Here is a 15482-nt window from a genome sequence, read left to right as displayed (position 1 = left end):
CCACGCGGCATTTGCCCTGCTAAAAGGCATTTTGCTCCCCGCGAAATATATTGATGACGGTAAGAAACATGATCCGTACATCCTGCCAAAGGCTCCAGTTTTCAAGGTACCAGATATCGTACTGAACCCTTCCCTGCATTTGCTCGAGTGTTCGCGTTTCGCCGCGGTAACCATTCACCTGTGCCCAGCCGGTGATGCCCGGTTTGGCAAAGTGACGCACCATGTACTCCTCCAGCAGTTTGGAATAATCATCGGTATGCTTCAGCATGTGTGGCCGCGGCCCTACGAGACTCATTTCTCCCACAAACACATTGAGGAACTGCGGAAATTCGTCGAGACTGGTTTTACGAATGAAGCGGCCAATTTTTGTAAGTCGATCATCATTCTTCGTTGCCTGCCTCGAATTGGCGTCCTGGCTTCGCTTCATGCTGCGAAACTTGATGCATTTAAACGGCTTGTTATTGCGGCCGCTGCGCATTTGCCGGAAAAAAATCGGTCCCGGAGATTCCAGCCAGATCAGCAATCCCAGCAGGGGAATCATCCACGACAGTAAAAAAACAATCACGAAGGAACTCACCAACACATCCATGATGCGTTTCTTCATCCGGTTGAGGCTGTCCTCCAGCGGTTCGCGGCGCATGGTCAGCACCGGTATATCCTTCATGTATTCGACATGGTAGGACCGGTTGATGAAAAAGCTCATGTCCGGGATAAAACGAAAGCGAATGCAGGCCTGCTCGGCCTCTTTCATCAACTGGTAAATAGCAAAATTGTGTTCGGGAGCGATGGTTGAATAGATTTCTTCCACGTTGTATTGCATGGCAACCTGCATCGCGTTTTCCAGCCGCGACAGCACAGGGTAATGCGTTAGCTCGCTCACATTCTCTTCCTTTTCACAATAGCCGACGATCTCGGTTAGGTTGTCTTCGTCTTCGAGATAGGTCGTAAGCTTTTTGGCAGTTTCGTTGTAGCCGAGGATAATGACCTTTCGGCAAAAGAGCTGCTTTTCCCGTAAATAGCCTCGCACCATCAAAAACAGCAGGCGGTTCAGCAAAAGCATGCATCCGTAACTCACCATGATCACCAGGATAAACAACCGGGATATCGCTAACTGGCGGGTAAAAAACAGGTAGGTCAAAACCAGTACGGCCCAGTAAAAATAGGTATGCATGCTTCGGCGGGAAAAGCCTTCGAAGGAAGCCATGGAATTTTCCCCGTATAACTGGCTTAGCCAACTGGTAAGCAGCCAGGCGGTATTGAGCCATAGCCAGAAATAGGAATATTCCGTACTGGCAAGGGAGATACTGTCCCGCATCAGGTAGCGTGTCAGAAAATACACAATGTTGAGCGTGGTAAAATCCATCGTGATTTCGTAGAACTGTAGTATGCGGGAGTAACGATTGTTCATCATGCGGTAAGTAATGGTTTGAAATCAAATTTTTTGTTCTTACACCAAGAAACATATCAGGCCTGCCGGCCGGTTATTTGAAAAAGGACCTGGGCTTACAGCCGCCAGCAGAAACAGCAAGCACCACAAGAGGTGCTGATCTCCACCAAAAACTGCGGTTGACAGGTTGCGAAAAGATGACGGGGAATCGCCGGGCTGGTCCAGGGAAAACGGGGCTTCGCCTTCTAACCAAAGAAGTGATGCCCCGTTTACAGGTTGGCCGGGTTAAAAAGACTCAATTCCCGGCGTGTTAGGCGATCTTGAAATTTTTGAGAGAAGGTGAGGAAAGCTCCTGCCTGAAATTTGTTTCCTTGGCAGTAATGACTTCCACGCTTGCTTTTTCCACCTGGGCAACCAGTGCATGCCCCAGCGAGGGCAAAATCACCTTGATTGTTTTCTGGTGAACCTCCAGCACTTTTCCTTCGCGGTTCATCAGCGGCCCGTTGATGATCTGGATGGAGTCTTCCGGTTTTATCCTGGTTTTTTCAAGCTGAACTTCACGGTAAGAGCACAAAAAGTCGCGGATGGTTTCAATTTCCTCTTCTCTGACCATGGCTGGTTTTCCAAGCCAATAAACGAAGTTGATGATTCCATCGGTTTTCTTCACTTCGGTCAGTTCTGCCGGCGTTATACAAACGAAAACATACGAGGTAAATAAAGGTTCTTCCACCAGCTTCTTCCGATCGTGCCACTGCTTCATCACCTTGTTGAGAGGGCAATAGTTTTCAATTCCCTTCCGGGTCAAAAGTTCCGCAACTTTCTTTTCCCATTTGGGTTTGGTATAGACAGCATACCAAACGGGGTTTGTATTCATATAAGACGGGTTTGGGTGAACTTGATTTTTTTTATTTAGGGCTTCGCCGATCCCGGTAACAGGTTCGTTCTGACAAAACCGACAATGCCCATAGAAACTGTACAAACGGAAAAAGGAATTTCCAGTTAGCTTTTTATGAGGATAAGGAGTTTACTTTTTACAGTTCGCAAAATGCTCTCAAATCTGGAACACATTATCTGTTTTGCGAATTTATAAAAATCAATTTCGATTCTCAAAGGCCGCCACAACAATTCACAAATACGTCATTTTGAGAAATGTCATAGACTAATACAAATCCGTTGCCAACCAACATTCGGCTACGTGGCGCATTTCCCGGGCAGCAGTGTAGATGAACGGCAACAAAAAACATTCATACTGAAACAAATGAGAACGATGGTTGTGGTTTACGTTGGTTTTACTACAGAACCCAAACGGTTTAACAGGGGAAATTAGAGTCAATTAAATTTACCATGTTCTGGCGATCACACCAAATGATTTTTTTTAAACTGTCCGTTTCTATTTGGTATATGGAATACAAAAGTGATTCGAGGAAGATCAATTTTTCTTTTAGGAAAAGCGGCCCTCATCCAAACGTTTTCATTCACGAATGGACAACCGCACCGTGAGGCCGGGCAGGTAAAAGCAGTTGCTGGGAAAGTGACACCAACGGGAAAGAGCCGATTTGCTCCAAACGAGAATTTTATACGCCAATGGGGACTCACGAAAATTGCTGGCGATAAAAAACAAAGCAGGCTGCGCTTGTACGGAAGATCATCCGTTGAAACGCAGCCTGCCGGGATTTTTTTACATATACAGTCCGCCATCGACACTTAGCACCTGACCGGTAATATAACCGCTCAGGTCCGAGGCCAGGAATAGGGTGGCATTGGCGATGTCTTCCGTCGTAGCAAATTTGCCGAGGGGAATTCCGGCTTTGTATTTTTCGGCCTGTTCGCCTTCTTTCAGGTAAGAAGTCATATCGGTTTCCACAAAACCCGGCGCAATGGCATTGCAGCGGATGTTACGGCTTCCGAGTTCCTTGGCTACCGATTTGGTAAATCCAATAATACCGGCTTTCGAAGCCGCATAGCTGCCCTGGCCTGCGTTGCCCATAAGCCCGATCACGGAACTCATGTTGATGATACTGCCGCTTTTTGCCTTCATCATGGGACGGATAACCAGCTTGGTCATGTTAAAAACGCTTTTCAGGTTAATGTTCATCACGTCATCCCACTGCTCCGGCGTCATACGCAGCAACAGGTTGTCTTTGGAGATACCGGCGTTATTGACACAGACATCCACCGAACCAAACTCTTTCACCACGTCCGACACAAAGCTTTCGCATTCTGAAAACTCACCTGCATTGCTCCGGTAGGCCTTTGCTTTTATACCGAGTGATACCAGTTTTTCTTCCAGTGCTTTTGCTTTTTCCGCACTGCTTTCGCTAACATAGGTAAAGGCCACATGCGCTCCATGTTCGGCCATCTTCAGGGCAACGCCTTCACCAATGCCGCGAGCAGCGCCGGTCACAATCACAACTTTGTTTTCCAGAAGTCTCATATCGGTTGATTTTTAGTCCGGCAAAGTAAAGGATTGCTGTTTGATGCTGTGCAGATTATTTCGGAATGGAAGCCGCAGCAAACGCTTTGATTTCTTCCAGTACGGTACGGTCATTGTTTAACCGTGGCACTTTGTGCTGGCCGCCCAGTTTGCCTTTGCTGCCCAGCCAGGCTGCAAAACTTCCCTTTGGAAGTACGGTCGCTTCCGGCATCCGGAGGGCAATGTCTTTGTACCGCTTGGCTTCGTAATCGCTGTTGATTTGCTGAAGCGCCGCATCCAGTTCGGCAACAAACTGCACCAAGCTTTGCGGCTCGCGGTCGAACTCCAGCAGCCATTCATGTGCGCCGTTGCCGGCTTCGGAAAAGTAAATGGGTGCTGCCGTATAATCGGAAACGGCGGCCCCGGTTCGTTCGCAGGCCAGCGCCAGCGCCTTGTCGGTATTATCAACGATGACTTCCTCGCCAAAGGCATTGATATAATGCTTGATCCGGCCGGAAACCTTGATGCGGAAAGGATGTAAAGAAGTAAACTGAATGGTGTCGCCCAAAAGGTAGCGCCACAGGCCGCCGTTGGTGGTAATGACCGGCGCATAATTTTTCCCAAGCTCTACTTCATCCAGTTGAATGGTCCGCGGATGGGCGCTGTCCCATTCGGATGCCGGCATGAACTCGTAAAAAATTCCGTGGTCGCAAAGCAGCAGCATGCCTTCCTGCGTCAGGTCGTCCTGCGCCGCGAAGAAACCTTCCGACGCATTGTACATTTCCATGTAGTTGATTGGTGCTCCAATCAGCTTTTCAAACTGTTGCCGGTAAGGCACAAAGCTCACGCCGCCATGCATGTACAGTTCCAGCGCCGGCCACACCTGCTTAATGGTTTCTTTGCCGGTGATCTCCAAAATGCGCTTCAATAAAACGATCAGCCAGGTAGGCACACCCGCCATTGACGTCACATTTTCGCTGATGGTGCTTTGAGCCAGCTTTTCAAGTTTTTCTTCCCATTCGTCCATCAGCGCAATCGCCAGGTCCGGCGTGCGGATCCAGTTGCTCCAGAACGGAGAATTCTGCAGGATGACGGCACTCAGGTCGCCATATTGAATATCCTGGTTGAATTGATTGATCTGGTGACTGCCGCCAATCACCAGCCCCTTGCCGGTGAGCAGGTCACTTTCGGGATGCGAGATATAATAAAGCGACAACACGTCCTTCGAGGCTTTGTAATGATTGTCCTGCAAACTCTCTTCGCTGACAGGAATAAATTTGCTCCTTTCGCTGGTGGTGCCGCTGCTTTTGGCAAACCAGGAAATGGGTGTGTTCCAGAGCACATTTTCCTCTCCTTTCATCATGCGGTCGATAAAGGGTTTGAGGTCTTCGTAGCGCTGCAAGGGTATCGCGGTTTTATAATCGGCCAGCGATTGTATGTGGGAAAAGCCGTGGTTACGGCCAAATTCCGTGTATTGCCCCGCAGCCAGCAGATCCTGCCACACGGCATATTGTGCCTTTGCCGGTTCGGCCATCCATTGTTCGATGGACCAGAGGCGTAGGCGGGCAAGTCGCGATATGGCCGGGGAAAACAGTTTCACCGGGGCAAGTTAACGGGAAAAGCGGAGAAATATTCGAGGTTCAGTTTCCATTGTTCGAGGTTTGCGGTTGAACACAATACCGGCGTTTCCTTTCCCATTCCGCATGCCTTTGCATAACAGCCTGTCCCAAGATTGAATTGAAAGACAAAGTTCTTCCAACCTCGAACAGCTTATCTCCTAAGCCCTGAGGGAAATCACCCAGACCGCAGCAAACCCATGCCTACCTTCGCCTGCATGAACAAAGCCATTGCTGATATCCGAAAAGAATACGCATCGGAAACCCTGTTGGAAAAAGATATTGCGGCCGATCCCATTCAACAATTTCAACGGTGGTGGACGCAGGTCCTTGCCGCCGAAGTGCCGGAGCCGAACGCCATGATTCTTGCCACGGCATCGGCCGATGGACTTCCTTCGGCCCGGATTGTCTTGCTCAAAGGATTTGATGAAAACGGGTTTGTTTTTTTCACCAACTACCAAAGTTTTAAAGGGACTCAATTAGACGAAAACCCCAAAGCAAGCCTCGTGTTTTTTTGGAAGGAACTGGAACGGCAGGTACGGATCATGGGCCTTGTTTCCAAATTACCGGCGGCCGAAAGCGATGCCTATTTCCAGTCGCGTCCGATCGGCAGCCGCATTGGTGCGTGGGCTTCGCCACAGAGCCAGGTGATCGAGAACCGGGAATGGCTGGAACAAAAATTTGACGAAAGAAAAGCGGAATTCAGCAATGAAGACGTACCGCGTCCACCACACTGGGGCGGATACATGGTAAAGCCTGTGATGATCGAATTCTGGCAGGGCCGTTACAGCCGCCTGCACGACAGGATACAGTATACGATGGAAGAAAATGGCGCCTGGAAGATTGAGCGGTTGGCACCGTAGTGTACAATGAGGAATAGGCAATAGACAATTGGCCATGATCTTTCTGTAAACACTTTACCAATTGCCTATTGCAAATTGCTTATTCCTCTGTTGCTTTCTTCACTTGCGGAGCGGTTGCAGAAATTTTCTTTTTGCTTGCCGGTCTCCACTTGCCGAAAGAACCTTTGAAGGTTTTTCCTTTTTTGGTTTTTTTATCACCTCTTCCCATATCAAAATTTTAGGTGGCAAATGTCGGAAAAAAATGGCCGCAGCCAAGGCCATGGCGGAGAAAATAAAAAAGTCCCGCAAAAAATGCGGGACTTTTAATACGGTTTTGCAGTTGGTTACAACTTGGCAGAAAGCTCTTTACCAGCTTTAAAGCGGGCAACTTTGCGAGCTTTGATCTTGATTACCTCACCTGTTTGGGGGTTGCGGCCGTTGCGGGCAGCACGCTTCGAAACAGAGAATGTTCCGAAACCCACCAGGGTTACTTTACCACCACCTTTCAGGGTTTTGGTTACAGCTTCCACAAAAGAATCCAGGGCAGTGTTGGCTTGTGTTTTGGTGATGCCAGCATCTTCGGCAATCTTCGCGATCAGTTCAGCTTTGTTCATAGTTATTTTTTTAATTCAAAATTGAATGGAACAAATTTAGACGGTTTTCCATAGCAACAAAATAATTTTCGTCCTTTTTTCAAAAAGCATCGCAGGCTGTAAGCCGCCGTGGTTAAGGGTTTCAGCCGAATGACCTGCGCATAAGTACGTTTCGGCTTTTACGCACATCGGCGCAAAGCCTTGCTGCATCAGCGTTTCACGAGACCACGCACAAAACACCACCGTCCACATCCGGCACACGATTTAATCCAATACAGGTAGAGAATGTATGATTCGACAAGGCTTGCGAATTGCATTTCGGACGCAGAATCTTAGCCGACCACTTGCATGACGCTTCGGAACGCAATGAAACGATCGCCCCATTTGCCGTACGACTTTTGCTGCATGCCCGCCGAATGCATCGTAATGTACCGGTTATAATCGGCTTTGGTTTCGGCGCTGTATTGAATGGCGTACGTCGGTCCTTCGCTTTCGTCTACCTCCAGCAGGCGAACGATTTTGGCGCCGGTAAAACAGCCGGTTTGCAACATTTGCGGAATGTGTTCGTCCTTCAGCCACTGCAGCCAGGCATCGGCAATAGAGGCGTCCACTTTCACCGTTACATTATAGATGATCGCTTCTGACATCACGGTTATTTTTCGTTGATTTTTTCCACGTCGATATCCGCATACACGGGACAGTGATCGCTGTGCTTCACATCGGGATAAATCTCCGCATCTTTTAAGAAGGGCTTTAATTTTTCCGTTGCAGAAATATAGTCGATACGCCATCCTTTGTTTTCCAGGCGCACTTTGGGAAAACGCTGGCTCCACCACGAATAACGGTGCGGCTCCGGCCTGAAATGGCGAAACACATCCACCCAGCCATTGCTGTAAAACTTATCCATCCAGGCTCTTTCGGCGGGCAGAAAGCCGGAGGTGTTTTTGTTTCCTGCCGGATTGTGAATATCGATTTCCTTGTGGGCAATATTGTAATCGCCGCAAAGAATAATGTACGGGTTCTTTTCCCGCAGCACCTGCACATAATCGTAAAATTCATCCAGCCACTGGTATTTGTAGGTCTGCCGCTCGTCGCCGGAGGTACCGGACGGGAAATAGGCGTTGATCAATTTCACCTTTCCAAAATCCAGTTGAATCACCCGGCCTTCGTCATCACTTACCTGGTGGCCTGTTCCGCATTGCACATTGTCCGGATGAATTTTAGAAAAAACAGTCACACCGCTGTAGCCCTTTTTCTGCGCACAAAACCAGTGATCGTGGTAGCCGAGATCATTGAACAGTTTGGCGTCCACATCACTTTGCTGTGCCTTGTTTTCCTGTATGCAGATCACATCGGCGGGATGGGTTTGCAGCCATTCCACGAAGCCTTTCTTCATGGCTGCACGAATGCCGTTGACATTGTAGCTGATGATTTTCATGGCGTCAAAAATAGTCTTCCTGAACAGAATAATCCGCAACGGCCCGAATTGAATAAATGGCACAATCAGGACAGGAAAATTGGCAGGGCAAATCGTTTTTCCAAAAGAACAATACACTGTGCATGCTTCGTGCCAAACGCTTTCAAACAACAAGAGGCGCCTTTTATAAAGCGCCTCTTACGCGTCAACGAAAACGTTCTCATTCCCTACACCTGTTCATGCTTTCCGCTGCCTGCTCAAACATCTTTTTACCAATCTTTTTCCGCAGCGCAAAAGACCCCGGAGGATTTTAAAACCTCCGGGGTCTTGCCTTTTCAAAAATAATTTCCTTAAAATTTATACGATACGGTAGCCACAAACTGGGCTGGCGGAATGGGGTTGATGCTGTAGTTCTCGTGCACATAATAATTCAGTGCATTGGTGAGGTTGGGCACTTTGCCCATCAGGGAAATCTTTTTGTACGTATAGCCGGCAGAAAGGTCAACCGTGGTGAAACCTTCAACCGGGAAAATGCGTGTCCGGTATTTCACCGGGTTGGTTGATACGACATCCGTGTTCCATCCACCAAAACGATCGCCGGTGTACACCACTGTTACACCGGTTTTCAGCCCGTTCAACAACCCGTTGCCAAAGGTGTAAAATATACTTCCGTTGGCAGTATGTGCCGGGTTGTTCACCAGGCGTTCGCCGGTTTTAAAACTGCCAACCGTCGTATCCGTTTTGGTGTAGCGCATATAATTATAACTATAGCCGGCAAGGATATCCAGCCCCTTCACCGGGTGTGCCGCCAGGTCCACTTCCACACCATCACTGGTGGTTTGGCCGGTCAATTGTTTAATCCCCGCGTCCGTGTTGGGCGTACCGTCGATCCGGAATGGTGCCGTTTGTGCCAGGTTATTGTTTTTGATCCGGTACACGGTCACGTTTGCCGAAAGCAGGCCGTTGAATAGCTCATTCTTCACCCCCGCTTCGTACTGATCAATCAGAGAAGGTTTGACAGGATTCCCTTCAACATCCTGGCCCGTATTCACCACAAAGGAGTTGGCGTACGAAACAAAGAAAGACGTGTTCGCAGACGGTTTGTAAACAAGTCCCAGACGGGGTGACCAGGCCTGGTCGTAACGGCTTGCCCCAATTGTTTGCGCACCGGTAAGCAGGTTGGTGCTATCAATGCCTTTTGTTGCCACGTACGACCAGCGAAGGCCTGCCAGCACATTGAATTTGGAAGAAATCTTGATCAGGTCCTGCGCATATACCCCGAACCGATCCACCGGCGCATTTCGTTTGCGGATGGGCGTAGCCTCGGGCACATCGGTGCGCTGCATGTATTTTTCGGGATCGAGGATATTAATCTTGTCGTAACCACCTGCGGGCAGCCCGGCAACGGCCGGGAAACGGAAATCGTTGTTTACGGTGATATAATGATCGGCATCTACGCCGGTCAGCAGGTTATGTTCCCAGTCGCCGGTAGCAAATTTTCCATTGAGGTTCGCCTGGCCGGTAGAATAATCTTCGCGTGAAAGAATTTTACCCAGCGGTCGTGTCCAGTCGCCGTTCGAAGCCGCCTGGATTCGTTCCACACCATAATAATCTCTTTGGTATAACTGGTAAGCGACAGAGGCATTGAGTTTCCAGGCATCGCTGAACCGGTGCTTCAGTGTTGCGGTTGCGGTTGCCTGTTTTGTTTTATTGTACTGCCAGGACGTGCCCATGAAACGGGAACGGGGCACCGATGGAATCGTTGTATTATTCAGGCTGCCTATGCCAAAATCCGGCGTAAAGCGGTGAAAGAGGTAATCGCCTTCGGTAACCAGCTCCGTATTCTCTCCTAATTTAAAGAGAAGAGAGGGATTGATATAGGCGCGGCTGGACGTGACCTGGTCCCGGAAACTGCCGGCCGATTCGTAGGTTCCGTTAACCCGGTAAGCAACCGAAGAAGACAGGGGTCCGTAAATATCAAATGCAGGCTTGTACAGGTCATAGCTCCCGGCACGGAAGGAAATTTCGCCGCCGCCGTCGAATTTGGGTTGTTTGGTGACCATGTTCAGAATGCCACCGGGTGCCACCTGACCAAACAGGATCGCCGAGCTGCCTTTCAGCACTTCCACTCTTTCCAGCGAGCTCATTTCCGGCATTACACCGGAGTTGATGCGGGCACCGTTCTTAAACAGGTTGCTGCTGCCAAAGCCATAGCCCCGAGCCCCGAAACTTTCCTGCACAGCGCCGCGGGTGGTGGTTACATAGACGCCGTTCACATTTTTGATCACATCGCCCAGGCGTTGCGCCTGCTGCTCGCGGATCAACCCCTGCCCCACCACTGCCATGCTTTGCGGCAGGTCCATTGGGTGAATCGTGATCTTGCCAATCGATACGGGCCGGTTGTTCAGCGAACGGCCAGAGGTCACCACAACGGCCGACAATTCGCCTGCATTTTCTTCCAGCATAAACGAAAGAGAAAGCGTCTCGTCCTTTTTTATCTGGACGGTATTGATTTGCGGCTTTACACCGACCATGGTGATCTCAAGCGTATAGGTTCCTTCTTTGAGGCCTTTGATTACAAAATTTCCGTTTTCATCGGTCAGGGTCAGTTTTTTATTTTCTTTTATTAGCACGGTTACAAAAGCTGCCGGCCGACCATCGGCGGTCTTCACCTGGCCCGTGATGGTTGCAGCAGGAATATCGATAGCGGCAGCAAAACGGGGCGCCGCAGTTCCGGCCTGTGCAAGGGTATATAAATTAAATGTCAGCAAGGAAAAAAGAACAACTCGTCTCACGGTCAATATTTTTTTGCAAAGAGAGCCGAGACCGGCCTTTTTTTGCTGCCGGATCGGGAAAAAGGCTTTACGGAAAGTGGAAAAACTTGTCGTTGTCTTGAGATGCATCATAAAAAAATCGTCAGGCGCAAAACTGTCCGTTCAGCATGCGTGTGGCAGTGATATAAATCAAATAGCGACAGGACAGAAGTCAGGTCATACGAAAAATGACACAGGCCTGACATTTTGCAAATAGGAAGGACGATAAGAAGCTCCTCTATAGTCAGGCGGGGCCCTGCAAAACCGGAAACAAAAAGCTGGTTTTGCTGTTGATCCAATGGCAAGTAGCAAATAGCCATCACCGCCAATTCCCCAGTTTTCGCAAACCACAGGGAGTGTATTTTCTTACCTTTGCACACATTTTAAACAAGGAAGGAGCCCTTTATGGCCAATCGGTATAAAGAATTCAAACATCTTAACCTGCCTGCGATCGAAAAAGAAGTGTTGGACAGGTGGCAGCGTGAAAACGCCTTTCAAAAAAGCGTGGAAGTAAGGGAAGGCGCCCAGCCTTTTGTGTTTTACGAGGGCCCGCCAAGCGCCAACGGCATGCCCGGCATCCACCACGTCATTTCCCGTACATTGAAAGATCTCGTGTGCCGCTACAAGACCATGCAGGGTTTTAAAGTGGAGCGCAAAGGCGGCTGGGATACCCACGGCCTGCCCGTGGAACTTGGGGTGGAGAAGGAACTGGGAATCACCAAAGAGGATATCGGCAAGAAAATTTCCATTGAAGAATACAACCAGAAGTGCCGCGAAGCCGTGCTCCGCTACAAAGACAAGTGGGACGAACTGACCACCAAAATGGGCTACTGGGTTGACCTTGAACACCCTTACATCACCTTTACCAACGAATACATCGAAACGCTGTGGTGGTGCCTGAAACAGTTGTATGAAAAAGGACTGCTGTACAAAAGCGTTTCCATCCAGCCCTACTCGCCGGCTGCCGGCACCGGTTTAAGCTCGCATGAACTGAACCAGCCCGGAACCTACCGCAATGTGAAAGACACCAGTGCCGTGGCGATGTTCAAGGCGGTAAGAAATGAAAAAAGTGCGTTTCTTTTCCAGGCTGCCAACTGCCAACTGCCAACTGCCAACTGCGAAATTTTCTTCCTGGCCTGGACGACCACCCCGTGGACCCTTCCTTCCAACCTGGGATTGACCGTGGGGCCAAACATCGACTACGTGTTGGTCAAGACTTTCAACCCCTATACGCACCTGCCGGTTAATGTCATTTTGGCCAAGGCCCTGCTGGGCAAATATTTCAAGCCCGAAGGCGAGAATGGTGACTTTGACAGTTACGATGAAAAAGTAAAACTGCTTCCCTGGAAGATCCTGGCCGAATTCAAAGGTTCGGAACTGGAAGGCCTCGAATACGAACAATTGCTGCCGGATGAAGCCAATTCCCTGGCGGCGGTGCAGGCCATCACCCCAGGCGCAAAACCCTGGCGGATCTTACTGGGCGATTTTGTTACCACCGAAGACGGTACCGGCATTGTGCATACCGCCCCGGCCTTTGGTGCGGACGACTTCCGGGTGGGAAAGAAATACAATATTGGTATCCTGACCCTGGTTGACAGGGAGGGAAAATTTGTGGATGGCCTGGGCGAATTTTCCGGCCGCTACATTAAAGACTATAAAAGCGACCCGGCTTATGTCGACGTGAACGTGGACATTTCGGTCAAGTTGAAAAAAGAGAATAGGGCCTTCAAGGTCGAAAAATACGAGCACAGCTACCCGCATTGCTGGCGCACCGACAAGCCGGTGGTTTACTACCCGCTGGATGCCTGGTTCATCCGTACCACGGCCGTGAAAGACCGGATGGTGGAACTGAACAAGACCATCAACTGGAAGCCCGAAAGTACCGGTACCGGCCGCTTTGGCAACTGGCTGGAAAACATGGTGGACTGGAACCTGAGCCGCAGCCGCTACTGGGGAACACCCCTGCCCATCTGGCGGACTGAAGACGGCCGGGAGGAAAAATGCATTGGTTCCATTGAGGAACTGAATGCCGAGATCCGCAAGGCCAGCGAGGTGTTGGGTGGCGACGTGAACACGCATTACCTGCACAACGGCATCTTGGATCTCCACAAGCCCTACGTGGACGAGGTGATCCTCGTGTCGGACAGCGGCAAGCCCATGCGCCGCGAACCGGACCTGATCGACGTTTGGTTCGACAGTGGCGCCATGCCCTATGCGCAGTGGCACTTTCCTTTTGAGAACCAGGAGAAGTTTACGCAAAATTTCCCGGCCGATTTTATTGCCGAAGGCGTGGACCAAACCCGTGGCTGGTTTTACACCCTGCATGCCCTTGGCGTGATGCTGTTTGACAGCGTGGCCTACAAAACGGTGGTTTCCAACGGCCTGGTGCTGGACAAAAACGGCAACAAGATGAGCAAGCGCCTCGGCAACGTGGTAGACCCGTTCAAGACCATCGAGCAGTTTGGCGCTGATGCCACCCGCTGGTACCTGATCACCAACGCCTCGCCTTGGGACAACCTGAAGTTCGATATTGAAGGAATCAAAGAGGTACAGCGGAAATTCTTCGGTACCTTATATAATACATACCAGTTCTTTGCACTGTACGCCAATGTGGATGGTTTTACCTTTAAGGAAGACTACATCCCGGTGGCGGAACGGCCGGAGATCGACCGCTGGATTCTTTCTTCCCTTCAAACCCTGATAAAGCAGGCAACCGCGGCGCTGGACGAATACGAGCCGACGCAGGCCGGCCGGCTGATCGAAGATTTTGTGGACGAGCACCTGAGCAACTGGTATGTGCGCCTTTGCCGCCGCCGGTTCTGGAAGGGCGACTACGAGCAGGACAAGATTGCAGCCTACCAAACTCTTTACGAGTGCCTGGAAACCGTTGTTCGCCTGATGGCGCCCATCTCGCCCTTCTTTAGTGATGAAATTTTTATCCAGTTAAACGCCGTGACCGGGAAACATCACGGGCAGTCGGTTCACCATATTCTTTTCCCGGAAGTAAGGGAAGAGCTGATCGATACGGAGCTGGAAGAGCGGATGCAACTGGCGCAGGATGCTTCTTCCCTCGTGCTTTCGCTGCGGAAAAAGGCCAATATCAAGGTCCGCCAACCCTTGCAAAAGGTGCTCCTTCCGGTACTGAGCCCAACCATGGAACAGCAATTGCAGAAGGTGGAAGACCTAATTAAAGCGGAAGTGAACGTAAAAGAAATGGAGTACCTGACAGACACCGAAGGCTTCATCAAAAAGAAGATCAAACCCAACTTCGTTGCGTTAGGTAAAAAGCTGGGAGCCAGGATGAAAGCGGTATCCACGGCCCTGCAAAATTTTTCCCAGCACGACATTTCTTTATTTGAAAAAGAAGGCAGATATTCATTGCCCATTAACGATGAGGCTGTTGAATTGACGCTGGCCGAGGTGGAAATCACCAGTGAAGATATCCCGGGATGGTCCGTAGCCAGCAAAGGCCCGCTGACCGTGGCCCTGGACATCAACATCACCCCGGAACTGGAAGACGAAGGCAATGCCCGTGAGTTTGTCAACCGAATCCAGAAAATCCGTAAGGACAGTGGCTTTGATGTGACCGACAGAATCGACGTTAAAGTGGCAGCGAACAATGGGATCGCCGCTTCACTTAGTAAATTTAATAACTATATTTGCGCGGAAATTCTGGCAGACACGCTGGAAATTACGTCAACGATTGCCGATGGCATTGAGATCGAGGTTAACGAAAACCAGTTGAAAGTCATCGTTTTAAAAAAAGGGTAATAACCGTATGGCAACAAAAAAGGTAGCAACCAAAAAGTCAGGCAAAGCTGCCCAGCCTGCAAAAAAAGCGCCGGCAAAGCCTGCCCAAAAGGCTACCGGGAAAGCAGCCGCTCCAAAAAAAGCTGTTAAACCTGTACCGGTCAAAGCAAAGCCGGCCGCAAAAAAGGCTCCGGCAAAACCGGTCAAGACAACCGCCAAGCCCGCAGCGAAAGCAAAGCCTGCAGCAAAGCCTGTTGCCAAGCCCGCTGTAAAAGCAACGGCGAAAAAGCCGGCTGTTGTTCCGAAAAAAGAAGCCGCAAAAAAACCGGCCCCTGCAGCCCCGAAGAAGCTTGCGACAACCCCGGCAAAAGCCGTAGCCGCAAAACCGGCCGCGCCGAAGGCACCTGCCAAAACGGAGAAGCCCAAGGCCGAACCGGTAAAGAAACCCGAAGTGGCAGCACCCAACCACGAAACGGTTAAAACAGCAACAAAGCCGCTGGAAAATAAACCGGCCGCTGCTCCGAAGGTGCCGGCAAAACCTGTGAAAGTTGTCATTCCGAAGACAAGCACGGACAAGGCCATCAAGTATGAGCCTGATTTCACCCGATCCATATTGGACAATTCACAAAAACAAGAAGAAAACGGACCCAC

General features: G+C 50.0%; 13 protein-coding genes. 2 read left to right on the top strand and 11 right to left on the bottom strand.

What is annotated here, in order from left to right; genetic code table 11:
* Window positions 1-19: 19 nt before the first annotated feature.
* The 4 genes from D6024_RS06630 to D6024_RS06615 form a co-directional block, all read right to left on the bottom strand.
* Window positions 20-1411, bottom strand: coding sequence for an undecaprenyl-phosphate glucose phosphotransferase (locus tag D6024_RS06630; RefSeq protein WP_240409976.1), 1392 nt, complete (start codon window positions 1409-1411; stop codon window positions 20-22).
* Window positions 1412-1697: 286 nt separating this feature from the next.
* Window positions 1698-2261, bottom strand: coding sequence for a UpxY family transcription antiterminator (locus tag D6024_RS06625; protein ID WP_121353806.1), 564 nt, complete (start codon window positions 2259-2261; stop codon window positions 1698-1700).
* A gap of 804 nt (window positions 2262-3065) precedes the next feature.
* A complete protein-coding gene (gene fabG, locus D6024_RS06620) occupies window positions 3066-3821 on the bottom strand; it encodes a 3-oxoacyl-[acyl-carrier-protein] reductase (RefSeq protein ID WP_121353805.1) in 756 nt (251 codons plus the stop codon).
* Window positions 3822-3876: 55 nt separating this feature from the next.
* Entirely contained in the window at window positions 3877-5400 is a 1524-nt protein-coding gene (locus D6024_RS06615; RefSeq protein ID WP_121353804.1) for a GH3 auxin-responsive promoter family protein, read from the bottom strand.
* A 234-nt stretch (window positions 5401-5634) separates the two neighbouring features.
* Here D6024_RS06615 and pdxH point away from each other — a divergent pair, with 234 nt between their 5' ends.
* Window positions 5635-6279, top strand: a complete 645-nt coding sequence (gene pdxH, locus D6024_RS06610; protein ID WP_121353803.1) for a pyridoxamine 5'-phosphate oxidase — start codon at window positions 5635-5637, stop codon at window positions 6277-6279.
* Window positions 6280-6358: 79 nt separating this feature from the next.
* Here pdxH and D6024_RS06605 read toward each other — a convergent pair whose 3' ends face one another.
* From D6024_RS06605 to D6024_RS06580, 6 genes are all read right to left on the bottom strand, one after another.
* Window positions 6359-6487, bottom strand: a complete 129-nt coding sequence (locus D6024_RS06605; RefSeq protein ID WP_121353802.1) for a 30S ribosomal protein THX — start codon at window positions 6485-6487, stop codon at window positions 6359-6361.
* A 115-nt stretch (window positions 6488-6602) separates the two neighbouring features.
* Window positions 6603-6872 carry an HU family DNA-binding protein gene (locus D6024_RS06600; protein WP_121353801.1) on the bottom strand — a complete coding sequence of 90 codons (270 nt, stop codon included), beginning with the start codon at window positions 6870-6872 and terminating at the stop codon, window positions 6603-6605.
* Between the two features lie 36 nt (window positions 6873-6908).
* Window positions 6909-7103, bottom strand: coding sequence for a hypothetical protein (locus D6024_RS06595; RefSeq protein WP_121353800.1), 195 nt, complete (start codon window positions 7101-7103; stop codon window positions 6909-6911).
* 80 nt (window positions 7104-7183) lie between these two features.
* On the bottom strand, window positions 7184-7498 hold the full coding sequence (locus tag D6024_RS06590) for a DUF4286 family protein (RefSeq protein WP_121353799.1): 315 nt from the start codon (window positions 7496-7498) through the stop codon (window positions 7184-7186).
* Between the two features lie 5 nt (window positions 7499-7503).
* A complete protein-coding gene (locus D6024_RS06585) occupies window positions 7504-8289 on the bottom strand; it encodes an exodeoxyribonuclease III (RefSeq protein WP_121354139.1) in 786 nt (261 codons plus the stop codon).
* A 329-nt stretch (window positions 8290-8618) separates the two neighbouring features.
* The gene (locus D6024_RS06580; protein ID WP_240409975.1) at window positions 8619-11063 is read right to left on the bottom strand and encodes a TonB-dependent receptor; all 2445 of its coding nucleotides are present in this window, start codon (window positions 11061-11063) and stop codon (window positions 8619-8621) included.
* Between the two features lie 423 nt (window positions 11064-11486).
* Here D6024_RS06580 and ileS point away from each other — a divergent pair, with 423 nt between their 5' ends.
* Entirely contained in the window at window positions 11487-14852 is a 3366-nt protein-coding gene (gene ileS, locus D6024_RS06575) for an isoleucine--tRNA ligase (protein WP_121353798.1), read from the top strand.
* Here ileS and D6024_RS27210 read toward each other — a convergent pair.
* Entirely contained in the window at window positions 14838-15482 is a 645-nt protein-coding gene (locus D6024_RS27210) for a hypothetical protein (protein ID WP_240409974.1), read from the bottom strand. The genes ileS and D6024_RS27210 overlap by 15 nt on opposite strands.

The sequence above is a fragment of the Flavisolibacter nicotianae genome, assembly GCF_003628535.1.
GTDB classification, from domain to species: Bacteria; Bacteroidota; Bacteroidia; order Chitinophagales; family Chitinophagaceae; genus Flavisolibacter; species Flavisolibacter nicotianae.
Note: the sequence above shows the minus strand (reverse complement) of the source record. Positions and strands in the feature narration are given on the sequence as shown.

What these genes read in the sequence shown, in the direction of transcription:
- D6024_RS06585 (WP_121354139.1), bottom strand. Translation starts at nt 8,289, where the DNA reads ATGAAAATCATCAGCTACAATGTCAACGGCATTCGTGCAGCCATGAAG.
- D6024_RS06605 (WP_121353802.1), bottom strand. Translation starts at nt 6,487, where the DNA reads ATGGGAAGAGGTGATAAAAAAACCAAAAAAGGAAAAACCTTCAAAGGT.
- ileS (WP_121353798.1), top strand. Translation starts at nt 11,487, where the DNA reads ATGGCCAATCGGTATAAAGAATTCAAACATCTTAACCTGCCTGCGATC.
- D6024_RS06600 (WP_121353801.1), bottom strand. Translation starts at nt 6,872, where the DNA reads ATGAACAAAGCTGAACTGATCGCGAAGATTGCCGAAGATGCTGGCATC.
- D6024_RS06625 (WP_121353806.1), bottom strand. Translation starts at nt 2,261, where the DNA reads ATGAATACAAACCCCGTTTGGTATGCTGTCTATACCAAACCCAAATGG.
- fabG (WP_121353805.1), bottom strand. Translation starts at nt 3,821, where the DNA reads ATGAGACTTCTGGAAAACAAAGTTGTGATTGTGACCGGCGCTGCTCGC.
- pdxH (WP_121353803.1), top strand. Translation starts at nt 5,635, where the DNA reads ATGAACAAAGCCATTGCTGATATCCGAAAAGAATACGCATCGGAAACC.
- D6024_RS06590 (WP_121353799.1), bottom strand. Translation starts at nt 7,498, where the DNA reads ATGTCAGAAGCGATCATCTATAATGTAACGGTGAAAGTGGACGCCTCT.
- D6024_RS06630 (WP_240409976.1), bottom strand. Translation starts at nt 1,411, where the DNA reads ATGATGAACAATCGTTACTCCCGCATACTACAGTTCTACGAAATCACG.
- D6024_RS06595 (WP_121353800.1), bottom strand. Translation starts at nt 7,103, where the DNA reads ATGTGGACGGTGGTGTTTTGTGCGTGGTCTCGTGAAACGCTGATGCAG.